Annotated in this window: 24 protein-coding genes; 7 read left to right on the top strand and 17 right to left on the bottom strand. The window is 60.1% G+C overall.

What is annotated here, in order from left to right:
* Positions 1 to 100: 100 nt before the first annotated feature.
* From BLV67_RS13485 to ccoN (BLV67_RS13555), 15 genes are all read right to left on the bottom strand, one after another.
* Entirely contained in the window at positions 101 to 784 is a 684-nt protein-coding gene (locus BLV67_RS13485; protein WP_065929847.1) for a sulfite exporter TauE/SafE family protein, read from the bottom strand.
* Positions 777 to 989 (bottom strand): cbb3-type cytochrome oxidase assembly protein CcoS, encoded by a 213-nt coding sequence (gene ccoS, locus BLV67_RS13490; RefSeq protein ID WP_017134806.1) that lies wholly within the window; start codon positions 987 to 989, stop codon positions 777 to 779. Before ccoS ends, BLV67_RS13485 begins: the two co-directional genes overlap by 8 nt.
* A 22-nt stretch (positions 990 to 1,011) precedes the next feature.
* The gene (locus BLV67_RS13495; protein ID WP_074854474.1) at positions 1,012 to 3,462 is read right to left on the bottom strand and encodes a heavy metal translocating P-type ATPase; all 2,451 of its coding nucleotides are present in this window, start codon (positions 3,460 to 3,462) and stop codon (positions 1,012 to 1,014) included.
* Positions 3,463 to 3,510: 48 nt separating this feature from the next.
* Positions 3,511 to 4,050: a FixH family protein gene (locus BLV67_RS13500; protein ID WP_056861526.1), complete on the bottom strand. Its 540-nt coding sequence runs from the start codon at positions 4,048 to 4,050 to the stop codon at positions 3,511 to 3,513.
* Positions 4,051 to 4,068: 18 nt separating this feature from the next.
* Positions 4,069 to 5,484, bottom strand: coding sequence for a cytochrome c oxidase accessory protein CcoG (gene ccoG / locus BLV67_RS13505; protein ID WP_065929844.1), 1,416 nt, complete (start codon positions 5,482 to 5,484; stop codon positions 4,069 to 4,071).
* Positions 5,485 to 5,691: 207 nt separating this feature from the next.
* Positions 5,692 to 6,102 carry a type II toxin-antitoxin system VapC family toxin gene (locus tag BLV67_RS13510; protein ID WP_065929843.1) on the bottom strand — a complete coding sequence of 137 codons (411 nt, stop codon included), beginning with the start codon at positions 6,100 to 6,102 and terminating at the stop codon, positions 5,692 to 5,694.
* Entirely contained in the window at positions 6,102 to 6,356 is a 255-nt protein-coding gene (locus BLV67_RS13515; protein ID WP_017134811.1) for a type II toxin-antitoxin system Phd/YefM family antitoxin, read from the bottom strand. Before BLV67_RS13515 ends, BLV67_RS13510 begins: the two co-directional genes overlap by 1 nt.
* A gap of 168 nt (positions 6,357 to 6,524) precedes the next feature.
* Positions 6,525 to 7,502 (bottom strand): cytochrome-c oxidase, cbb3-type subunit III, encoded by a 978-nt coding sequence (gene ccoP, locus BLV67_RS13520; RefSeq protein ID WP_069788030.1) that lies wholly within the window; start codon positions 7,500 to 7,502, stop codon positions 6,525 to 6,527.
* On the bottom strand, positions 7,499 to 7,684 hold the full coding sequence (locus tag BLV67_RS13525; protein ID WP_005790274.1) for a CcoQ/FixQ family Cbb3-type cytochrome c oxidase assembly chaperone: 186 nt from the start codon (positions 7,682 to 7,684) through the stop codon (positions 7,499 to 7,501). Before BLV67_RS13525 ends, ccoP (BLV67_RS13520) begins: the two co-directional genes overlap by 4 nt.
* A 5-nt stretch (positions 7,685 to 7,689) precedes the next feature.
* Complete coding sequence (ccoO, locus tag BLV67_RS13530; RefSeq protein ID WP_056861521.1) at positions 7,690 to 8,298, bottom strand: cytochrome-c oxidase, cbb3-type subunit II; 609 nt, start codon at positions 8,296 to 8,298, stop codon at positions 7,690 to 7,692.
* Positions 8,298 to 9,740, bottom strand: a complete 1,443-nt coding sequence (gene ccoN, locus BLV67_RS13535; protein ID WP_056861520.1) for a cytochrome-c oxidase, cbb3-type subunit I — start codon at positions 9,738 to 9,740, stop codon at positions 8,298 to 8,300. The genes ccoO (BLV67_RS13530) and ccoN (BLV67_RS13535) overlap by 1 nt, the downstream gene beginning before the upstream one ends.
* A 365-nt stretch (positions 9,741 to 10,105) precedes the next feature.
* Positions 10,106 to 11,053, bottom strand: coding sequence for a cytochrome-c oxidase, cbb3-type subunit III (gene ccoP, locus BLV67_RS13540; RefSeq protein WP_069788031.1), 948 nt, complete (start codon positions 11,051 to 11,053; stop codon positions 10,106 to 10,108).
* On the bottom strand, positions 11,050 to 11,250 hold the full coding sequence (locus BLV67_RS13545; protein WP_056861518.1) for a cbb3-type cytochrome oxidase subunit 3: 201 nt from the start codon (positions 11,248 to 11,250) through the stop codon (positions 11,050 to 11,052). Before BLV67_RS13545 ends, ccoP (BLV67_RS13540) begins: the two co-directional genes overlap by 4 nt.
* A 3-nt stretch (positions 11,251 to 11,253) precedes the next feature.
* Entirely contained in the window at positions 11,254 to 11,862 is a 609-nt protein-coding gene (ccoO, locus tag BLV67_RS13550; RefSeq protein ID WP_034108140.1) for a cytochrome-c oxidase, cbb3-type subunit II, read from the bottom strand.
* Between the two features lie 10 nt (positions 11,863 to 11,872).
* Entirely contained in the window at positions 11,873 to 13,297 is a 1,425-nt protein-coding gene (ccoN, locus tag BLV67_RS13555; protein WP_065929839.1) for a cytochrome-c oxidase, cbb3-type subunit I, read from the bottom strand.
* Between the two features lie 79 nt (positions 13,298 to 13,376).
* Here ccoN (BLV67_RS13555) and BLV67_RS13560 point away from each other — a divergent pair, with 79 nt between their 5' ends.
* Entirely contained in the window at positions 13,377 to 14,069 is a 693-nt protein-coding gene (locus BLV67_RS13560) for an alpha/beta family hydrolase (protein ID WP_069788032.1), read from the top strand.
* 134 nt (positions 14,070 to 14,203) lie between these two features.
* Here the strand turns inward: BLV67_RS13560 and BLV67_RS13565 are convergent, their stop codons facing one another.
* Both BLV67_RS13565 and BLV67_RS13570 read right to left on the bottom strand, forming a co-directional pair.
* Entirely contained in the window at positions 14,204 to 15,769 is a 1,566-nt protein-coding gene (locus BLV67_RS13565) for a methyl-accepting chemotaxis protein (RefSeq protein WP_065929837.1), read from the bottom strand.
* Between the two features lie 73 nt (positions 15,770 to 15,842).
* Positions 15,843 to 16,634, bottom strand: a complete 792-nt coding sequence (locus BLV67_RS13570; RefSeq protein WP_069788033.1) for a CPBP family intramembrane glutamic endopeptidase — start codon at positions 16,632 to 16,634, stop codon at positions 15,843 to 15,845.
* A gap of 419 nt (positions 16,635 to 17,053) precedes the next feature.
* Between BLV67_RS13570 and BLV67_RS13575 the strand changes: the two genes are divergently transcribed.
* The 6 genes from BLV67_RS13575 to rfbC all read left to right on the top strand — a co-directional run bounded on the left by BLV67_RS13575 (position 17,054) and on the right by rfbC (position 22,544).
* The gene (locus tag BLV67_RS13575) at positions 17,054 to 17,914 is read left to right on the top strand and encodes a DMT family transporter (protein ID WP_065929835.1); all 861 of its coding nucleotides are present in this window, start codon (positions 17,054 to 17,056) and stop codon (positions 17,912 to 17,914) included.
* Positions 17,915 to 18,169: 255 nt separating this feature from the next.
* Entirely contained in the window at positions 18,170 to 19,144 is a 975-nt protein-coding gene (locus tag BLV67_RS13580; protein WP_083269429.1) for a glycosyltransferase family 2 protein, read from the top strand.
* A 4-nt stretch (positions 19,145 to 19,148) separates the two neighbouring features.
* Positions 19,149 to 20,219, top strand: a complete 1,071-nt coding sequence (rfbB, locus tag BLV67_RS13585; protein ID WP_069788035.1) for a dTDP-glucose 4,6-dehydratase — start codon at positions 19,149 to 19,151, stop codon at positions 20,217 to 20,219.
* Positions 20,216 to 21,112, top strand: coding sequence for a dTDP-4-dehydrorhamnose reductase (gene rfbD, locus BLV67_RS13590; protein WP_069788036.1), 897 nt, complete (start codon positions 20,216 to 20,218; stop codon positions 21,110 to 21,112). Before rfbB ends, rfbD begins: the two co-directional genes overlap by 4 nt.
* A 2-nt stretch (positions 21,113 to 21,114) precedes the next feature.
* Positions 21,115 to 21,999 carry a glucose-1-phosphate thymidylyltransferase RfbA gene (rfbA, locus tag BLV67_RS13595; RefSeq protein ID WP_056861509.1) on the top strand — a complete coding sequence of 295 codons (885 nt, stop codon included), beginning with the start codon at positions 21,115 to 21,117 and terminating at the stop codon, positions 21,997 to 21,999.
* On the top strand, positions 21,999 to 22,544 hold the full coding sequence (gene rfbC / locus BLV67_RS13600) for a dTDP-4-dehydrorhamnose 3,5-epimerase (RefSeq protein ID WP_069788037.1): 546 nt from the start codon (positions 21,999 to 22,001) through the stop codon (positions 22,542 to 22,544). Before rfbA ends, rfbC begins: the two co-directional genes overlap by 1 nt.
* Positions 22,545 to 22,569 lie beyond the last annotated feature (25 nt).

The raw sequence follows: 22,569 nt of genomic DNA on the forward strand, positions 1-22,569 counted from the left end.
GGCGGTCCCCCGGATTGGCTAGTGGGCCGAGTCTAGGGGCGCGCCGCAGGTGCCATCTTGATTTGCATCAACGGGGAGCGGCGCTATGCCACATGGCGATTTAATGGCCCATTAGCCAGTGTTGATGCGGGCCTGGCAGCGTCCATACCCCAAACACAATCACCAGCACGCCACCGGCCACACGCACGCTGCGTTTGCGCAGCAGCGCCGTGACGCGTTCTGCCGCCAAGCCAGTGGCCAGCAGTACGGGCCAAGTTCCAAGCCCGAAGGCCAGCATCAGCAAAGCACTGTCCAGCGCATTACCCTGGCTCGCCGCCCACAGCAGCGTGCTATAGACCAAACCGCAAGGCAACCAGCCCCACAGCGCGCCCAGCAGCAGTGCGCGTGGCAGGCTGGACACCGGCAGCAAACGGTTGGCGAGCGGCTGTATAGAGCGCCACAGGCCACGCCCCAGGCTTTCGATACGGGTGAGTCCGCTCCACCAGCCCGCCAGGTACAAGCCCATGCTGATCAGCAACAACCCGGCGAGCACGCGCATGAACATTGCCGCCGGGCTGTTGGCCACTGCCCAGCCGGCCAGGCCGATCAGTAACCCGGCGGCGGCGTAGCTGAGGATGCGCCCCAGGTTGTAGGCGAGCAGCAGGCGAAAACGGCGGCTGCGTTGTTCTTTGGGGATTGCCAGGGTCAGCGCGCCCATCAGCCCGCCGCACATGCCCAGGCAATGGCCGCCGCCCAGGAGCCCGAGGATCAAGGCCGAAACCAGCAGTGGCGCCAGCTCAAGCATGGGGCGGGTCTTTGGGCGGTTGTTCGGCCCGGTTGGCTTCGTCGACGCCCGCCAGGTGGTTCGGGTCCTGGTCGTCGAACAGCACGCTGTGGGCCGGGCCGTCGAGGTCGTCGTACTGACCGCTGTCCACCGCCCAGAAGAAAATGTAAATGGCCACGCCGACTAACAGCAGCGCCGCCGGAATCATCACGTAAAGAGCTGGCATCGGTACTCCAGGCCCACGCGGCTCAAGCCGGCAGCGGGCGGGTTACTAGGGTGGCGCTGTTTACTTGCGGGCTCGGCAGGCGAGTCAGGCGCAAGGCGTTGAGCACCACGGTCAACGAGCTGAGCGACATGCCGATCGCGGCCCAGATCGGCGTGATCCAGCCGAGGGCGGCAAACGGCAGCATAAGGCCATTGTACAACCCGGCCCACAGCAGGTTTTCGATGATTACCCGCCGTGTACGTCGCGCCAGGGTAAACGCCTGCACCAGCGCGTCGAGGCGGTTGGACAGCAGCACGGCATCGGCGCTGGTTTTTGCCAGGTCGGTGGCCGAGCCCATCGCCACGCTGATATCGGCGGCGGCGAGCACGGGCACATCGTTGACGCCGTCGCCGAGCATCAACACTTTGCGGCCTTGCTGGTGCAGCTGTTGCAGCACCTGCAGTTTGTCGTCGGGGCGCAAGCCGCCTTTGGCCTCGTCGATCCCCAGCTCCAGCGCCACACTGGCGACCATCGGCGAGCTGTCGCCCGACAGGAGCAGCGTGCGCCAGCCTCGCGCTTTGCACGCGGCCAGCAGGGCGGGCGCATCGCTGCGCAGGCGATCATCGAGCACGAACCAGGCGAGGGCGCCTTCATGATCGCCCAGCAGCAACCATTGGCCTGCTTCGTCCGGCGAGGCGGGAATCGCGCAGCCGCTCAATTGGCATACAAAACCCGGTTGGCCGATGCGCAATTGACGCTCGCCCACGCGACCTTCCAGGCCTAAGCCGGGAAAGCTCAGGACTTCCTCGGCAGCCAGCGGCGCACGCCCGAAGGCGCGGGCAATCGGGTGCTCGGAGCGGTTTTCCAGCGCGGCGGCAAGGCCCAGGCAGTCATCGCTGTTCAACGAGCTTAGAGGACGGATGGCACGCAGGGCCAGGCGGCCTTCGGTGAGGGTACCGGTTTTGTCGAAAATCACTGTGTCGATCTGGTTCAGGCCTTCCAGCACATGGCCGCGGGTCAGCAGCAACCCGAGTGTGTGCAGTGTGCCGGTGGCGGCGGTGAGCGCGGTCGGTGTGGCCAGGGACAACGCGCAGGGGCAGGTCGCCACGAGCATCGCCAGCACAATCCAGAACGCCCGTGATGCGTCCAGCTCCCACCACAGCAGGCCGATCAGCGCGGCCGCGATCAGCGAGCCCAACAGGAACCACTGCGCAGCGCGGTCGGCGATTTGCGCCAGGCGCGGTTTCTCGGCCTGGGCGCGTTCCAGCAGGCGCACGATGGCGGACAGGCGGGTGTCATGGCCCAAGGCGCGCACCTCGACGGTCAGCGCCCCTTCGACGTTGAGTGTGCCGGCGGTGACCGTATCGCCGACGTTGCGCGGCTGCGGCAGGTACTCGCCGGTGAGCAGGGACTCGTCAATGCTCGACTGGCCGTCGAGAATCACTCCATCGGCCGCCAGCACGGCACCTGGGTGCACCAGCACGCGGTCGCCCACGGCCAGTTCGCTGAGCAGGATGCGCTCGCTCTGACCGTCATCTTTAAGCCGTAGGCACGAAGCAGGCAGCAGGTTGACCAGCTGCGCGGTGGCGGCGGCGGTGCGTTCCCGCGCCCGGCGTTCCAGATAGCGCCCGGCGAGCAGGAACAGCGCGAACATGCCCACCGCGTCGAAGTACAACTCGCCAGTGCCGGTAATGGCGGTCCAGATGCCCGCCAGGTACGCCCCGCCAATCGCCAGGGACACCGACACATCCATGGTCAGGTGGCGCGTGCGCAGGTCGCGCAGTGCACCTTTAAAGAACGGCGCACAGCTGTAGAACACGATGGGTGTGGTCAGAAACATCGCTACCCAGCGCAGGATCACGTGCAGCTCCGGGCTCAGGTCGATATTGAATTCCGGCCAGGTGGCCATGGTCGCCATCATCGCCTGGAACCACAGCAGCCCCGCCACGCCCAGTTGGCGCAAGGCTCGGCGGTTTTCGCTGGCCAATTGCTCGGCGGCGCGATCGGCCTGGTAAGGGTGGGCGGCATAGCCGATATGGCGCAGTTCGCTGAGCACCTGGCTCAGCGGCAATTGGCCGTCGGCCCAGCGCACGTGCAGGCGGTGGTTGGACAGGTTCAGTCGCGCCTCGGCCACCGCGGGCAGGCTGCGCAGGTGTTTCTCGATCAGCCAGCCGCAGGCGGCGCAGCTGATGCCTTCCATCAACAGGGTGGCTTCGGCCAGATCGCCCTCGTGACGCACAAAGGGTTTTTGCACGTCGGCGCGGTCGTACAGCGCCAGTTCGTCGACCAGTTGCACCGGCAGCGCCTCGGGGTTGGCCGAGGCTTCGCTGCGGTGTTGGTAATAGCTTTGCAACCCGCCGGCCACAATCGCTTCGGCCACCGCCTGGCAGCCTGGGCAGCACAGTTCGCGGCGCGCGCCGAGGATGTCGGCAGTAAACCGGCTGCCGGGCGGGACGGGCAGGGCGCAGTGGTAGCAGGGGGTTGGGCTGGTCATGGTTCAATTCCACAGATCGTTCCCACGCTCTGCGTGGGAACGATCAAGCTACTTTTTCAGGTCTTCGGCACCCTGCAACGGCTCATCGCCCAACAGCAAGTCCTTGTCGTGGCTGACCTCTTCTTCTTCGAACAGGCGCCAGGTCTTGTCGCCTTCCACGCCGAGCAGTTCCACAAAGCGCCGACCCTCTACCTTGTCGGTGACCTGGCCGATGTAGCGGCCGGGCTCGCTGTCGCTGCGGGTCAGGTTGATCTTGCGATCCTTTTCCGGCTGGGTCGGGGAAATCAGGTTCAGCTCTAGGGTATTGGGGTTGCTGTAGCCGGTCAGTTGCAGCTCGACTTCACCGGTGAGTTCGTCCAGGTGCAGCTTGCCGCGCAATTGCAGGGTCTGGGCCAGTCGCTCACGGTCCAGGGAGCGGTTGATGCCTTTGCCGGCCTCGTAGTAATTGTCGTTGACCAGGTTGTCCGGGTTCTTCACCGCAATGGTCACCATGGACAAGGTCAAGGTCACCGAGCAGGCCAGGATTCCGATGATGATCCAGGGCCAGAGGTGCTTGTACCAAGGGCTTGCGGCAGTAGCTGCGGGCATTGTTGTGCTCTCTTTTAATTAGCGGACTTGTGGGCCGATGAATCGGCTCTTGGCTTCAATGTGGACGCTGTCGTCATCGGCATCCTTGAGGATGAATTTCACCTCGTTGGTGCTCGACGGCAGTTGCTCAGGGGCGCTGGACAGCTCTACCGGCATGCTGAAAATTTCCCCGGCGGCGACCTTGATCTCGCGGCGGCCTTGCAGCTTGAGGTCAGGCAGGCCCGAGGCGTCGAGCACGTAGGTGTGATCGCGCTGGTCCTTGTTCATGATCTTCAGGCTGTAGACGTTTTCGATGCGGCCTTCGGCGTTTTCGCGGTACAGCACGCGGTCCTTGCTGACGTCGAAGCCCACCAGCGAGCGCATGAAAAATGCACCGGCCAACAGGCCGATCATCGCCAGCAACACCAAGGCATAACCGATCAGGCGCGGGCGCAGCTTATGGGTTTTCTGCCCGGACAGGTTGTGCTCGGTGGTGTAGCTGATCAGGCCGCGTGGGTAGTCCATTTTGTCCATGATGTTGTCGCAGGCATCGATACAGGCGGCGCAACCGATGCACTCGATTTGCAGGCCGTCGCGAATGTCGATGCCGGTGGGGCACACCTGCACGCACATCGTGCAGTCGATGCAATCGCCCAGGCCCTGGGCTTTGTAGTCGACCCCTTTTTTACGTGGGCCACGTACTTCGCCACGGCGCGGGTCGTAGGACACGATCAGGGTGTCTTTGTCGAACATCACACTCTGGAAGCGCGCGTACGGGCACATGTAGATGCACACCTGTTCGCGCAACCAGCCGGCGTTTCCGTAGGTGGCCAGGGTGAAGAAACCGACCCAGAAATACGACCAGCCATCGGCCTGGCCGGTGAAGAAGTCGAACACCAGTTCGCGAATGGGCGAGAAGTAGCCGACGAAGGTCATGCCGGTGGCGAAGCCGATCAACAGCCACAGCGTGTGCTTGCTGAACTTGCGCAGGAATTTGCTGGCGCCCATCGGCGCTTTGTCGAGCTTGATGCGCTGGTTGCGGTCGCCTTCGGTGACCTTTTCGCACCACATGAAGATCCACGTCCACACACTTTGCGGGCAGGTATAACCGCACCACACGCGCCCGGCGTACACGGTGATAAAGAACAGGCCGAACGCGGCAACGATCAGGATGCCTGACAGCAGGATGAAATCCTGAGGCCAGAAGGTCGCGCCGAAAATGAAGAATTTGCGTTCCGGCAGGTTCCACCACACGGCCTGGTGGCCACCCCAGTTCAGCCACACGGTGCCGAAGTAGAGCAGGAACAAACCGGCGCCACCGAGCATACGCAAGTTGCGGAACAGGCCGGTGAAGGCGCGGGTGTAGATTTTCTCGCGCGAGGCGTAGAGGTCGACAGTGCTGCTGGCGTTTTTGGCAGGCGGGGTAACGTCATGTACCGGTATCTGGTTGCTCATCATTGCATCCCACGGCGGTGGAGATTTGCCTCGGCCAGTACGTGCCAACCGGGGTCAAAAATAGGCTGTTGCAGTGGCGTAATGATACGCCTGCGATGCTGCTCAACGGGTGCGACCTTTGGTCGCGTTGGGGGAAATCAATTGATGGTATATGTGATCTGGATCAATTGACTTGGCAAGTATGGACGTTTTTTGCCGGTAGGCAGGTCATTCGTCCCATGGGTTAAGCAATGGAACCCCGCTGGACATGAAGTCACTGACGTTGCGCGTCACCACGGTGAGCCCGTGCACCAGAGCCGTTGCGGCAATCAACGCGTCACTCTCGTTGGCCTGGTCCGGCACATGCAGATGGGCGCAACGCAGCGCAACGGCGGCATCAACCGGCAATATTCTGGCATCGAACGCCGGCATCACATGGCGTTTGAGCCATGTCCGTAACACTTTCCCCTGAACCGGGTCTCGGCGTTCCATGCGCAGTACACCGGTTTCCAATTCCTTCAGCGTAATGGCCGAGATGAACATGCGCGCAGCAATAACACTTTTTGCCCAAGCCACTACTCTGGCGTCGGCGTGGGGTTTACGCAGTTCGGAGATAACATTGGTGTCGAGTAGATACATCAAGAGAGGTCCACGGGTCGGTGAGTGATCACGGCACGTTCGGTTTCGAAGTCGATTTCGGCCGCTTCCGGCATCACCAACAGGTCAACGATGTCGACATTCAGACCTGTCAGTTTCTGGTAGTCCTCAATGCTTAGCAGTACATGGGCAGGCTTGCCGCGATCGGTGATAAAAACCGGGCCTTTACTGGCGGCTTTTTTGGCACCACTTGTGTCTTGATTGAATTCACGGCTGGAAATGGTAGTGATGGTCATGGGGCATTCCCTTCGGCAAATTTAATGTAGTAACGTTACTACTTTGCATTGGCGCGCAGCAAGTGCGAGGTGCCGAATGGTCATGCGCTGCAATCGCCTCAGCCCGGCGGGAAACCAGCCCGGCAGAAAAAAAGCCCCGCACTGCGGGGCTTTTTCGTTGCCGGGAGCTTACTGCTCCTCAGCCTGCTTATCCCCATGGGACAGGCTGTAAACATAGGCCGCCAGCAAATGCACCTTGTCATTGCCTTGCAGCAATTCCTGCGCTGGCATCTGGCCTTGACGGCCATAACGAATGGTCTGCTGCAATTGCGCGAAGCTCGAACCGTAGATGAATGCACCCGGGTGGGTCAGGTCCGGCGCGCCCATTGCTGGCGTGCCTTTACCGGCCGGGCCGTGGCAGGCCACGCAGTTGGCGGCGAAGAGTTTCGCGCCGTTGGCCACGTCGGCCTTGGCGCCTTCCGGCAGTTTGCGGCCATCGAGGTTGGTCACCACAAAGCCCGCCACGTCGGCCACGCCTTGCTCGCCAATGACCTCGGCCCAGGCCGGCATCACCGCGTGGCGGCCTTTCATGATGGTTTCCTTGATGGTGGCCGGCTCGCCGCCCCAGCGCCAATCGGCGTCGGTCAGGTTGGGAAAGCCGTAGGCGCCCTTGGCGTCGGAGCCGTGGCACACCGAGCAGTTGGAGGCGAACAAACGGCCGCCCATCTTCAAGGCTTGCGGGTCTTTGGCGACTTCTTCAATCGGCATCGCGGCGAATTTGGCGAAGATCGGACCGAACTTGGCGTCCGACTTGGCCATCTCCTTTTCCCATTCGTGCACGCCGGTCCAGCCGGTCTGGCCGTTGGCGAAGGGGGTTTGCTTGTCATTGTCGAGGTAGTTGTAGCCCGGCAGCAGGCCTTTCCAGTTGCCCAGGCCGGGGTACAGCGCCAGGTAGCCAAGGGCAAAGATGATGGTGCCGACAAACAGCATGAACCACCATTTTGGCAGCGGGTTGTCGTACTCCTCGATGCCGTCGAACGAGTGGCCGACGGTCTCGTCCGTCTGCTCGGTGCGCTGGCCCTTGCGGGTCGACAGCAGCAGCCAGGTCAGGGCGAAAATGGTACCCAGACTGAGGACTGTGACGTACAGACTCCAGAACGTAGTCATTCTTTGTTACTCCTAGAAGCTTGCTCGACGTGCTTGATGGCCTCGGGATCATCTGCAAAGGGCAGCATGGTCGCGTCGTCAAACTCCGACTTGCGGCGCGGGCTGAACACCCACAGCGCCAGGCCGACAAAGGCCACCATCACCACAACGGTGCCCAGGCCACGAATCATCCCGATATCCATGAAGATCACCGTTTGCTTTTGATGATGGTGCCAAGGCCTTGCAGGTAGGCCACCAATGCGTCCATTTCGGTCTTGCCCTTCACGGCAGCGGCGGCACCGGCGATGTCTTCATCGGTGTAGGGCACGCCCAGGGTGCGCAGGACTTCGAGCTTCTTGGCTGTGTCCTTGCCGTCGAGCTTGTTTTCCACCAGGAAGGGGTACGCCGGCATTTTCGACTCAGGCACCACGTTGCGCGGGTTGTACAAGTGCGCGCGCTGCCAGTCATCGGAGTAACGCCCGCCGACACGGGCCAGGTCCGGGCCGGTACGTTTGGAGCCCCACAGGAACGGGTGGTCCCACACGCTTTCACCGGCTACCGAGTAGTGGCCGTAGCGTTCGGTTTCGGCACGGAACGGGCGGATCATCTGCGAGTGGCAGCCTACGCAGCCGTTGGCGATGTAGACGTCGCGGCCTTCGACTTCAAGGGCGGTGCGCGGCTTCATGCCTTCGACCGGCTTGTTGGTCACGTCCTGGAAAAACAGCGGAACGATCTGGGTCAGGCCGCCGATACTCACGGCGATGACCATGAAGAAGGCCAGCAGGCCGATATTCTTCTCGACTACTTCATGCTTCATCAGTGAGCTCCCACAACGGCGATCTTGGCGGCGGCTTCGGCTTCTACCGGGTCGGCGGCACGCACGGTGCGCCAGACGTTGTAGGCCATCAGGAACATGCCGGAGGCAAAGAATGCACCGCCCAGGGCGCGCACGATGTAACCCGGATGGCTGGCTTGCAGCGCTTCGACGAAGGAGTAGGTGAGGGTGCCGTCATCGTTGATGGCACGCCACATCAGGCCCTGGGTGATGCCGTTGACCCACATCGAGGCGATGTAGAGCACGGTACCGATAGTCGCCAGCCAGAAGTGCGCGTTGATCAGGCCAACGCTGTGCATCTGTGGGCGGCCGAACAGTTTGGGGATCATGTGGTACAGCGCGCCGATGGAAATCATCGCCACCCAGCCGAGGGCACCGGCGTGTACGTGGCCGATGGTCCAGTCGGTGTAGTGGGACAGCGAGTTGACCGTCTTGATGGCCATCATCGGGCCTTCGAAGGTCGACATGCCGTAGAACGCCAGCGATACCACCAGAAAGCGCAGGATCGGGTCGGTGCGCAATTTATGCCAGGCGCCCGACAGCGTCATCATGCCGTTGATCATGCCGCCCCAACTTGGCGCCAGCAGGATGATCGACATGGCCATGCCCAACGATTGCGCCCAGTCCGGCAGTGCGGTGTAGTGCAGGTGGTGAGGACCGGCCCAGATGTACAGGGTGATCAGCGCCCAGAAGTGCACGATGGACAGGCGATAGGAGTAGATCGGGCGTTCGGCCTGCTTGGGCACGAAGTAGTACATCATCCCCAGGAAACCGGTGGTGAGGAAGAACCCCACGGCGTTGTGGCCGTACCACCACTGGATCATTGCGTCGGTTGCCCCTGCATAGGCCGAGTAGGACTTGAACCAGCTCACCGGCAAGGAGGCGTGGTTGACGATGTGCAGCATCGCCGTCACCAGGATGAAGGCACCGTAGAACCAGTTGCCCACATAGATGTGCTTGGTCTTGCGCTTGACGATGGTGCCGAAGAACACCACGGCGTAGGTCACCCAGACGATGGCGAGCAAAATCGCGATCGGCCATTCCAGCTCGGCGTATTCCTTGGTGGTGGTGTAGCCCAGCGGCAGGGTGATGATGGCGCCGAGGATCACGGCTTGCCAGCCCCAGAAGGTGAAGGCGGCGAGGCCATCGGAGATCAGTCGCGTCTGGCAGGTTCGCTGCACGACATAGTAGGAAGTGGCAAATAACGCACAACCACCGAAGGCGAAAATCACCAGGTTGGTGTGCAGCGGGCGCAGGCGGCCGAAGGTCGTCCATGGCAAACCGAAATTCAATTCCGGCCACACCAGTTGCGAGGCGATAAACACCCCGAGCCCCATGCCAAGGATCCCCCAGACCACCGTCATGATGGCGAACTGGCGGACGACCTTATAGTTATAAGCAGTCGGACTGATTGCTGTGCTCATTCTAAGGTTCCACGGTTTAGGTTTTTTTATAGGTAAAATCGGCCGCAAGTATGTAGAAAGCGAGGGGCCATTGCAACGCAATGACTGACCTGTATCAATGCGTTCCGAGCCAGATTCTGCGCCCTTTCCATGTTTTGCGTAGGGACAAAATCGGAAATGGAAAGCTGATCGAGTGGACAGGAATTTTCAGGGGCGCAACGAATACCGTCGCGTAGGCCGGGATTGGTCCACTGTGGGAACAAGCGTAGACCCGAAAGTGAGGAGGGGAAAGTTGGACTTGGGAAGGGTGCGACACTTGGCCGCGTAATGTCGAGAACGAACGCTGAACCTATGGCGAGGGAGCAGGCTCCCTCGCCACAGGTCAGTTACTCAGGTTGGCTTTCTGGCGTTGCGCCATCAGCGGTATGGGACAGGCTGTACACATAGGCTGCCAGCAGGTGCACCTTGTCATTGCCTTGCAGTACCTCCTGCGCCGGCATCTGGCCTTGGCGACCGTGGCGGATGGTCTGCTGCAACTGGGCCAGGCTGGTGCCGTAGATGAAACCGGCAGGCTCGGTCAGGTTCGGCGCACCCATGGCTTCCATGCCGTGGCCTTGTGGGCCGTGGCACGCCACGCAGGTGGTGTTGAACGCGGCTTGACCGGCCACCAGGTCGGCGCTGTTGTCGGCCGGCAACGGCAGCTTGGCCAGGTCATGACGCACATAAGCGGCGACATTCTTCACGCCGTCCTCACCGAGGATTTCACCCCAGGCCGGCATCGCCGCATGGCGCCCGCTCATGATCGTCGCCTTGATTGCTTCAGCCGAGCCGCCCCAGCGCCAGAGGTTGTCCGCCAGGTTCGGGAAACCATACGCGCCCTTGGCATCCGAGCCGTGACACACCGCGCAGTTGGAGGCGAACAGGCGCCCACCCATTTTCAGCGCTTGCGGGTCTTTGGCCACTTCTTCCACCGGCATGGCCGAGAATTTGGCGAAGATCGGCCCGAACCTGGCATCAGCCTTGGCCATTTCCTTGTCCCATTCCTTGGTCTGGGTCCAGCCGTCTTCATAGCCCGGCAACACGCCTTTCCAGTTGCCCAGGCCCGGGTAGAGGATCAGGTAGCCGACCGCAAACACCAGGGTGCCGGCGAACAACATGAACCACCACTGGGGCAGCGGGTTGTCGTATTCCTCGATGCCGTCGAAGGCATGGCCCATGGTCTGGTCAACGCTGCCTTTGGTTTCGCCCTTGCGGGTGCCGACCAACAGCCAGGTCAGCCCGATCAGGCTGCCGAGGGTCAATACGCAGATCCATGTACTCCAAAAGGTAGTCATGGCTGGGTGCTCCTTGTTGCAGGCTCTTCTTGAGCGTCGGACGGGGAAGGTTCATCGGCAAACGGCAGCAGGCGGGCCTGCTCGAAGTCCGCGTTGCGCCGGTTGTTGAACACCCACAGCGACAGGCCGATAAAGGCGATGGCGACCACCAGCGTGCCAAGGCCGCGGATGGTGCCCGCATCGAATTCAAATCCCATGGCTCACCTCTTGCTCTTGATGGCAGTGCCGAGCACTTGCAGGTACGAAACCAGCGCGTCCATCTCGGTCTTGCCCTTGAGGCTGGCGACGGCGCCACTGATGTCGTCGTCGGTGTACGGCACGCCGAGGGTGCGCATCACTTTCAACTTGGTCTCGGTGTGGCTGCTGTCGACTTGGGCTGTAACCAGCCACGGGTAGGCCGGCATTTTTGACTCCGGTACCACGTTGCGCGGGTTGTACAAGTGCGCGCGGTGCCAGTCGTCCGAGTAGCGTGCGCCGACGCGTGCCAGGTCCGGCCCGGTGCGCTTGGAGCCCCACAGGAACGGGTGGTCCCACACGCTTTCACCGGCTACCGAGTAGTGGCCGTAGCGCTCGGTTTCGGCGCGGAACGGGCGGATCATCTGCGAGTGGCACTGCACACAGCCTTCGCGGATGTAGATATCGCGACCTTCCAGTTGCAGTGCGGTGTAGGGCTTCATGCCTTCCACCGGTTTGTTGGTGACGTCCTGGAAGAACAGCGGGACGATCTGGGTCAGGCCGCCGATGCTCACGGCAAGCACCATGAGCAGCATCAACAGGCCGACGTTCTTTTCAATCGTTTCGTGTTTCATCATCGACTCCTCAGGCCATCTGCGCCGCAGCGGTGACTTCGGCAGGTTGCGCCGAGCGCACGGTGCGCCAGGTGTTGTAAGCCATCAGCAACATGCCGCTGAGGAAGATCGCACCGCCCACCAACCGCACGATGAAGCCAGGGTGGCTGGCCACCAGGGTTTCGACGAAGGAGTAGGTCAAGGTGCCGTCTTCGTTGACCGCACGCCACATCAGGCCCTGGGCAATGCCGTTGACCCACATCGAAGCGATGTAGAGCACGGTGCCGATGGTGGCCAGCCAGAAGTGCGCGTTGATCAGGCCAAGGCTGTACATCTGCTCGCGGCCGAAGATTTTCGGAATCATGTGGTACAGCGCGCCGATGGAAATCATCGCCACCCAGCCGAGGGCGCCGGCGTGTACGTGGCCGATGGTCCAGTCGGTGTAGTGGGAGAGGGCGTTGACCGTCTTGATGGCCATCATCGGCCCTTCGAAGGTCGACATGCCGTAGAAGGCCAGAGAGACCACGAGGAAGCGCAGAATCGGGTCGCTGCGCAACTTATGCCAGGCGCCCGAGAGGGTCATCATGCCGTTGATCATGCCGCCCCAGCTGGGTGCCAGCAGTACCAGCGACATCACCATGCCCAGCGACTGTGCCCAGTCCGGCAGCGCGGTGTAGTGCAAGTGGTGGGGGCCGGCCCAGATGTACAGGGTGATCAGCGCCCAGAAGTGCACGATGGACAAACGATAGGAATACACCGGACGCTCGGCCTGCTTGGGCACGAAGTAATACATCATCCCCAGGAAGCCTGCGGTGAGGAAAAAGCCCACGGCGTTATGCCCATACCACCACTGCACCATGGCATCCGTCGCACCGCCGTAGAGGGAGTAGGACTTGGTCAGGCTGACCGGGATTTCCAGGTTGTTGACGATATGCAGGATGGCCACGGTGATGATGAACGCACCGAAGAACCAGTTGCCCACGTAGATGTGCTTGGTGTTGCGCTTCATCACCGTGCCGAAGAACACGATGGCGTAGGCCACCCAGACAATGGTGATGAGGATGTCGATCGGCCATTCCAGCTCGGCGTATTCCTTGGAGCTGGTGTAACCCAGCGGCAAGGTGATCGCCGCCAGGAGGATGACCAACTGCCAGCCCCAGAAGCAGAACGCGGCGATTTTCGGCGCGAACAGTTGGGTTTGGCAGGTGCGTTGCACCGAGTAAAACGAGCTGGCGAACAGCGCGCAGCCACCGAAAGCAAAGATCACTGCGTTGGTGTGCAGCGGGCGCAAACGGCCGAAGCTGGTCCAGGGTAAATCGAAGTTGAGCGCAGGCCATACCAATTGGGCGGCGAGAAAAACCCCGAGCCCCATGCCGACGATGCCCCACACCACCGTCATAATGGCGAATTGGCGGACCACCTTGTAGTTATAGGCGGTACTTAAAGTAGTGTTCATGGTTCCCCATCCACGGTTCAACCCAAGCAAGTGCGGCACTTGGGCTGGAGTTATAGGCAGACTAAAAAGCGAGGCAAGCATGGGCAAAGAGCACAAGGCCAGTATTGACGGGGATCAATGGGCGCAGTGTGTGCGCGAGCGCGGCTGGTTGTGGGATGCAGCGACCGTGGCTGGCGCACGCACACCTGTGACGCTGATCCTGGCCCACGGCGCTGGCGCCCCGATGGACTCATCCTTCATGAACGACATGGCTGCACGCCTTGCCGGGCATGGTGTGAACGTGTTGCGCTTCGAGTTCCCCTACATGGCTCAACGCCGCGTCGACGGCGGCAAACGCCCGCCGAACCCGGCGCCGAAACTGCTCGAATGCTGGCGTGAGGTGTATGCCGAGGTGCGACGTCATGTCGCTGGGAAGCTGGCGGTTGGCGGCAAGTCCATGGGCGGGCGCATGGCCAGTTTGTTGGCAGATGAGCTGGGGGCTGAGGGGCTGGTGTGTTTGGGTTATCCGTTTTATGCGGTGGGCAAGCCGGAAAAACCTCGGGTCGAACATCTGGCCGGGTTGAAGGTGCCGACGTTGATTGTGCAGGGCGAGCGCGATGCGCTGGGCAATCGGGCGACGGTGGAAGGGTATGACTTATCGCCGAGTATCGAGGTGATGTGGCTGGTGGCGGGGGATCATGATTTGAAGCCGTTGAAGGCCTCAGGGTTTAGTCATGAGCAGCATCTGGAGGCTGCGGCGGTGAAGGTGGCTGAGTTTTTGGGCGGCTGTTAGGGCCCCATTTGATCGTTCCCACGCTCCGCGTGGGAATGCAGCCCTGGACGCTCTGCGTCCGCTTTTAAAGCCGTGACGCAGAGCGTCACAGGAGGCGTTCCCACGCAGAGCGTGGGAACGATCTGTATAGCGAATTACCGGTTAAAACGCGCTACCAGCGAATACTGGGTATTGGCCGTATGCGTGAGCTCTTCACTCAATTGCGCCGAGTTCATGGCCTGCTCCGAGGTCTGGTCCGCCAACAGCGCAATCGTGCTGATGTTGCGGCTGATCTCTTCGGCCACTGCGCTTTGCTCTTCGGTCGCGGCGGCAATCTGCGTGGTCATGTCAGTGATATTGGCCACCGCCTCACTGATGCCCACCAACGCCTGATCCGCCTCCATCACCCGCGCCACACCTTCTTCAGCCTGGCGATGCCCGGCGTCCATGGTTTGCACGGCCGCCGCTGCGGTGTGTTGCAGCTTGGCGATCAGCGTATGGATCTGCCCGGTGGACTCGGCGGTGCGCTGCGCCAGTTGGCGAACTTCGTCAGCCACCACCGCAAAACCTCGGCCCATCTCACCGGCGCGCGCCGCTTCGATGGCCGCGTTCAGTGCCAGCAGGTTGGTCTGGTCGGCAATGCCTTTGATCACATCGACCACGCCGCCGATTTCATCGCTGTCCTTGGCCAGTTGGGTGACGGTCACACCTGTCTCGCCCACGGCCACCGACAGGCGCTGGATCGCCTCGCGGGTTTCCCCGGCGATGTCGCGGCCGCGACCGGTCAGGCGATTGGCTTCCTGGGTGGCGTCCGCCGTGCGCTGTACATGGCTGGCGACTTCCTGAGTGGTCGCTGCCATCTGGTTGACCGCCGTGGCCACCTGCTCGGTTTCCACGCGCTGGCGTTCCAGGCCGCTGGAGCTGTTATGTGCCAGGGTGTTGGACCGCGCCGCTTGGTCGTTGAGGTGCTCGGCCGTGTCCTGCAAACGTGTCAGACAGGTCTTCAAGCGCGCTTCCTGGCTGAGAATCGACATCTCCAGCCGCGCCTGGGCGCCCCGGCTGTCGGTGTACATCTGCGCGATCAGCGGGTCAGACGTGGTCTGTTCGGCCAAACGCAGCAAGCGCTTGAGGCCGCGCTGCTGCCAACTCAGCCCCAACAGACCCAGTGGCACCGACAGGCCCGCCGCCAGGGCAAAGCCCCAGTGGGAGTTGAGCGATGCACCGATCATGAAGCTCAGCTGGCTGACCAGGATAAACGGCAGCCAGTCCTGCAACACCGGCAGCCACTTGTCGCGCTGCGGCACGGCCGACTTGCCCTGGTTGATGCGTTGATAGAGCGCTTCGGCCCGGCGGATCTGCTCGGCGGTGGGCTTGATGCGCACCGATTCGTAGCCAATCACCTGGTTGCCATCGAAGACCGGTGTCACATAGGCGTTAACCCAGTAGTGATCGCCGGTCTTGCAGCGGTTCTTGACGATGCCCATCCATGGCAAGCCTTGTTTGAGCGTGGACCACATGTGTGCGAACACCGCAGGCGGAACATCCGGGTGACGCACCAGGTTGTGCGGCGCTCGGACCAGTTCGTCGCGGGTGAACCCACTGATTTCGACAAAAGCGTCGTTGCAGTAGGTAATGACCCCTTTGGCATCCGTGGTGGAGATCAACCGTTGCTGAGCGGGGAAGGTACGTTCGCGCTGGGTAACGGGTTGGTTATTACGCATGGTTGTTCAATCCGCAAGGCTTTCAGGGGTTATCGGCGCTTGCGGGCTTTTATTTAACTTATTTTTGCAATAATCAGCCGGCCAGCATCGGGTAGGTAAACAGCCCGAAGTGAAGCAGGTTCAGCCCGAAGTGCGTGGCAATTGCCGCGCCCAACCCGCCAAAGCGATACGCCAGGCCATAACCGACCCCGGCGATGCTGGCCAGCAATACCCAGTGCCAACCTGCGCCCAGGTGCACCAAACCGAATAACAGCGAGGCCAGCAGCAGCGCCACATTCTCGCCGTAAGGCAGATGTTTGAAGCGCTCGCTCAGGCCGCCCTGGATATAGCCACGAAACAGCGCCTCTTCAACCAGGGTCACCAGCAGCAGGTTGTTCAATACCCACAACCACGCCTGTTCCGGCCATTTGGGCGCCCAACTGATCATCCCCAGCAACATTGCGCCGCCCAATGCTGCGACTGCCGTCAGGGTCAAGGCCAGCGCCGTGACGCAGATCGACAGGCGCAATGACCTGCGTGCCACGATCCAGGGGCAGGCCAGCAGCAGCCAGAAGCCGATCAACGGTTTGTCCTGGTTGAGGTACATCGAGAAGGGCACTGAATCAGGCGTAAAGCGTTGAGGCGCGATGCCACGGCCGTTGTAGAAGCCTGGCAGCCAATGCATCGCCAGGCCCAGCGCCAGCACGATAAACAGGCCGTGCCCGACGTAACGCGCCCACGGGTTGCGTTGCTGGCGCACGGCGTAACCTGCGATCAGCAGCATGACCACGGAGACCGCCGCCAGCATGCCCAGTTGCCCGTAGGTCAGGGCCAGTACATAGCCAATGGAAAGCAGCACGAGGTACAGCCAGGGCAGAGCAAACATGTGAAATCCTTGAAAAAAACCGGCCAGCATTATAACGACCGGTTTTCGTTGCCGGCATGAAAACTCTGCCACGCAAAACGCTTGGGTGAAGTGATTGCAAAACCGGTTGGCGGCTGGTTATAGTTCCCGGGTCTTTATCCCTTCAAAAAGATCAGCACATGCCAGCTTCCCAGCGCATAGCGGTAGTCGATTCAGCGGTCAACGCTGTGGTCGTGCCGTGTGGGAACAAGCAGCCTGCGCAGATCAGTCACTATCCCCCGCCTGTCAGTAGCACGCCGGTGTACGCAGTCGTATCACCGCCGGGTGTTGGCATTTCGGGCTGATCAGCGAATCGCTGTTCCCGTCTGCCCGCCTGAAAAAAACCATTGAATCTCAGCGTCTGCTGAATCGGCTTTTTTGCCTGATGACAGGTGGTAACCATGTCTGTTTTTTCGAAACAATCCGTGGCCGCGGCGGCCTCGACGAGCCTGTTTGTCCTGCTGTGGAGCAGCGGGGCGATTTTCTCCAAGTGGGGCCTGGCCCATGCTTCACCCTTTGCCTTCTTATTGATCCGTTTTGCCATCGCCCTGGCGGGCCTGGTGATCCTGGTGCCGATCCTCAAGCTGAAACTGCCGCGCCCCGGCAAACCCATGCTGTACGCGGCGGCGACCGGCCTGGTGTTGTTGGGGGCGTATCAGATTTTCTACCTGCTGGCGCTGGACCTCAAAGTCACGCCAGGGATGATGGCCACCATCATGGGCGTGCAGCCGATCCTTACGGTGGTACTGATGGAGCGTCAGCGCTCGCTAAGCCGGTTGTTCGGCCTGGGGCTGGGGTTGGCGGGGTTGATCATGGTGGTCTATCAGGGCATCGGGCTGTCGCGTATGTCCCTGGCCGGGATGCTGTTCGGCTTGCTGGCGCTGGCCAGCATGACGCTCGGTTCGATCATGCAAAAACGTATCACCGACAACCCGTTGGGCACGCTGCCGGTGCAGTACGTGGCGGGGCTGCTGCTGTGCGCGGTGTTTGTGCCGTTCCAGCCGTTCCACTTTGAGCAAAGCGCCAGCTTTTATCTGCCGGTGCTGTGGATGGGCCTGGTGGTGTCTTTGCTGGCGACGCTGCTGCTGTATCGACTGATCGCGCGTGGCAATCTGGTGAATGTCACCAGCCTGTTTTACCTGGTACCGGCGGTAACGGCAGTGATGGATTACCTGATTTTTGGCAATCGGCTGGCGTTGTTGAGCGTGTTGGGGATGGGGTTGATCGTTGTCGGGTTGGGGTTTGTGTTTCGTAGAAGCTGAACTATACACTGAGCACTGAATGACGAGTTGACTGCAACCGGCCAAGGTGAATGCTCCATCGGAGTACGGCTAATAGAGGTGTTGCACCTAACAGGTGCAACACCTCGTTGTAGAGGGTTTGAGGAGCGCTGAGTGGTCGACCATCGGTCACAAGTAAGATTGCTCTTACAGACCAATGCTGTAATAATTCCGACCTTATTGTGGCCTATATCCTACCTCCCTACAGGATATGTAGTACGCTCGCAAAGGGATATTGTGTCTATATTCGCATCGCGTAGTCTTTCTAATACTCTCCCTAGTGACGTTAGCTTGGCGAACGTTGCGGTGCTGATGTGCTCGTACAATGGTGAGACGTTTCTTGCGGAACAGCTCGACTCCATTGAGCGACAGAGTCATCAGGGCTGGAGGTTATTCATCTCCGATGATGGTTCCAAAGATGGCTCACCAGCGATTTTTCAGCACTACTGTAATCGTTGGGGCAGCGACCGTTTAAGCGTGGTGTCTGGCCCTCAGAAAGGCTTCGTGGCAAATTTCCTCTCGTTGACTTGTCGTTCTGAGATTCAGGCGGATTATTTTGCCTGGTGTGATCAGGACGATATCTGGAACGAGGACAAACTGCAGGTGGCTGTCGACTGGTTGCAAAGCCAGCCTTCGAATGTGCCAGCACTTTATTGCGGCCGGACTAAGTTGGTCGGCGATTCGGGCGCTGCGCTTGGTTTTTCTCCTCTTTTCGCGCTACCTCCACATTTCTCGAATGCATTGGTCCAGAGCATTGCGGGCGGCAATACCATGGTTTTCAACCAGGCCGCGCGCGACCTGATCATCGAGGCAGGTGCGGATGTCATTGTGCCCTCCCATGATTGGTGGGCGTATCAACTCGTTACAGGCGCGGGAGGTGTCGTTCACTACGATGCTGTGCCTAGAATGCAGTACCGCCAGCATGATGAAAATCTGATTGGCAGCAACTCTAGCTGGGCAGCACGTCTGGTTCGGCTACGGATGATCTTTCAAGGACGTTTTTACGAGTGGAACGAACAGAATATTCGAGCACTCGAAGCCATGGAGCATCGTCTTTGCGAAGAGCATCGAACGACCCTCGCACGCTTTAAAATTGCACGCAGTCAAACGTTATTTAGACGAGTGCTGGGGTTCTGGTCCGCCGGTTTATATCGGCAGACGTTCATGGGGAACCTCGGGCTAATTTTTGCAACATTACTGAAAAAGATCTGACTCAATGACTATCTTAGTAACCGGCGGTGCTGGCTTTATCGGTGCAAACTTTGTATTGGACTGGGTAGCTCAGACAGATGAGCCGGTCATTAACCTGGATAAGCTGACGTACGCCGGCAACCTGGAGAACCTCAGCTCGCTCGAGGGTGACAAGCGCCATGTATTCGTACAGGGCGATATCGCCGATAACCAACTGGTCCAGCGCTTGCTCGCAGAGCACCAGCCGCGCGCTATCCTGAACTTCGCTGCCGAGTCGCACGTCGACCGCTCTATTCATGGCCCCGAAGACTTTATCGAGACTAACGTCGTCGGTACCTTCCGTTTGCTGGAAGCAGTGCGTACCTACTGGAAAGGTTTGGACGCCGATGCACAGCAATCCTTCCGCTTCCTGCATGTTTCGACCGACGAAGTCTACGGCTCCCTGGCCAAGGACGATCCGGCGTTCACCGAAACTCACCAGTACGAACCAAACAGCCCTTACTCGGCGAGCAAGGCTGCGAGCGACCATTTGGTCCGCGCCTATCACCATACCTATGGCCTGCCGGTGCTGACGACCAATTGCTCGAACAACTATGGTCCTTACCATTTCCCGGAAAAACTGATTCCGCTGATGATCGTCAACGCACTGGCCGGTAAAGCACTGCCGGTGTACGGCGACGGTCAGCAAATTCGTGACTGGCTGTACGTAAAAGACCACTGCAGCGCTATCCGTCGCGTGCTGGAAGCCGGCACTGTGGGCGAGGTCTATAACGTAGGTGGCTGGAACGAAAAGCCGAACCTGGACATCGTCCACACTGTTTGCGCCTTGCTCGACGAGCTGCGCCCGCAAGTGGACGGCAAGCCTTATAGCGATCAGATCGCTTACGTGACCGACCGCCCAGGCCACGACCGCCGTTATGCCATCGACGCGCGCAAACTGGAGCGTGAGTTGGGCTGGAAGCCGGCTGAAACATTCGAAACCGGTATTCGCAAAACCGTCGAGTGGTACTTGGATAACCAGGATTGGGTCAGCAATATCCAATCCGGCTCGTACCGCGAGTGGGTTGAAAAGAACTACGCCGAGCGCACGGCATGAAGATCCTGCTGCTTGGCAAAAATGGCCAAGTGGGATGGGAACTCCAACGCAGCTTGGCCCCTTTGGGCCAAGTGCTTGCGCTCGACTCCAAAAGCCAGGACTACTGCGGCGACCTCAACGACTTGCAAGGCCTGGCCGCGACCGTGCAGCGCTTTGCGCCTGACGTTATCGTCAACGCCGCCGCCTACACCGCCGTCGACAAAGCCGAAAGCGAGCCTGCCCAAGCCATGCGTGTGAACGCAGAAGCCCCGGCAGTGCTGGCCGCCGAAGCGCTGAAGCTGAATGCGTTGCTGGTGCACTATTCCACCGACTACGTGTTCGCCGGCACTGGCGACACGCCCTGGTTGGAAAGCGACTCGGTCGGCCCGTTGAGCGTCTACGGTTCGACCAAGCTGCAGGGCGAGCAGGCCATCCAGGCCAGCGGCTGTGCGCACCTGATCTTGCGTACCAGCTGGGTCTACGCCGCTCGCGGTAACAACTTCGCCAAGACCATGCTGCGCCTGGCCAGCGAACGCGACAGCCTGAACGTGATCGACGACCAGTTTGGCACGCCGACCGGCGCCGACCTGCTGGCCGACATCACCGCCCACGCTATCCGCACGCTCGGTGTCAACCCGCAATTGAGCGGGGTTTATCACCTTGCAGCAGCGGGCGAGACCACCTGGCACCGTTATGCCCGCTTCGTGCTTGAACAGGCACAAGCGGCCGGCGTGCAGCTCAAGGTCGCCCCGGCAAACGTGGGTGCGATTGCTACGGCGGCTTACCCCACACCCGCCCAGCGCCCCGGCAATTCCCGACTCAACACTCAAAAACTGCAGAATGCCTTCTCACTGCGCTTGCCTCAATGGCAGGACGGCGTGGCACGGATGCTCGTAGAAATTCTAGAGAAATGAACATGCTTAAACGTAAAGGAATTATTTTGGCCGGCGGTTCAGGCACCCGCCTGCACCCAGCAACCCTGGCAATTTCCAAGCAATTGCTGCCGGTCTACGACAAGCCGATGATCTACTACCCGCTGACTACGCTGATGCTGGCGGGTATTCGCGACATCCTCATCATCTCCACGCCGCAGGACACCCCGCGCTTCGAGCAACTGCTGGGTGACGGCAGCAAGTGGGGCTTGAATATTTCGTATGCCGTGCAGGCTTCACCGGATGGCTTGGCGCAGGCGTTCATCATTGGCGAAGATTTCATCGGTAATGATTTGTCTGCCCTGGTGCTGGGTGACAATATTTATCACGGCCATCATTTTGATCAGTTGCTCAAAAGCGCAATGGTCCGCGAGGAAGGCGCGAGCGTCTTTGCTTATCACGTGAACGATCCGGAGCGCTATGGCGTGGTGGAGTTCGATAAGCAGGGCAAGGCAATGAGCCTGGAAGAGAAACCACTCAAGCCGAAATCGAACTACGCGGTCACCGGGCTGTATTTCTATGATCAGCAAGTAGTTGATATTGCCAAAAGCATCAAGCCTTCGCCTCGTGGCGAGTTGGAGATCACAGACCTCAATCGCGTTTACATGGAACGAGGCAGTCTTTCTGTCGAGATCATGGGGCGGGGTTATGCCTGGTTGGACACTGGTACTCACGAGTCTCTTCTTGAAGCAAGTCACTTTATCGCCACTCTGGAGCATCGGCAGGGTCTTAAAGTTGCCTGCCCTGAAGAAATTGCGTTCCGTCAAAAGTGGATCGATGCTGAGCAACTGGAACGTCTGGCGGCACCACTGGCCAAAAACGGTTACGGGCAATACCTCAAGCGGCTGTTGAGCGAGACCATTTACTAATGAAAGCAACACCGTTAGCTATTGCTGAAGTAGTGCTATTCGAACCCAAGGTATTCGGCGACGATCGGGGTTTTTTCTTCGAAAGCTTCAACCACCAACAGTTCGAAAGCGCTATCGGTCGTCCTGTGCAATTTGTCCAGGACAACCATTCGCGATCGGCAAAGGGTGTGTTACGCGGGCTGCATTATCAAATCCAACAGGCCCAAGGGAAGTTGGTACGTGTGGTCCAAGGCGAAGTATTTGATGTGGCTGTGGACCTCCGTCGTAGCTCCGCGACTTTCGGCAAATGGGTAGGGACCTATTTGTCTGCCGAGAACAAACACCAGCTATGGGTGCCGGAAGGCTTCGCGCATGGCTTTGTTGTGCTCTCTGAGACGGCGGAGTTTCTCTATAAAACCACGGATTACTACGCTCCTGAGTATGAGCGTAGTATTCGTTGGAATGATCCCGCGCTGGCTATTGATTGGCCATTTGAGGGAGATGTTATATTGGCTGCAAAGGATGCAAGTGCCAAGTTCATCGCAGATGCTGAGGTGTTTGAATAAGCATAGGAAATTGTCAAAGGAGAGG

Source organism: Pseudomonas salomonii (genome assembly GCF_900107155.1).
Taxonomy (GTDB): Bacteria; Pseudomonadota; Gammaproteobacteria; order Pseudomonadales; family Pseudomonadaceae; genus Aquipseudomonas; species Aquipseudomonas salomonii.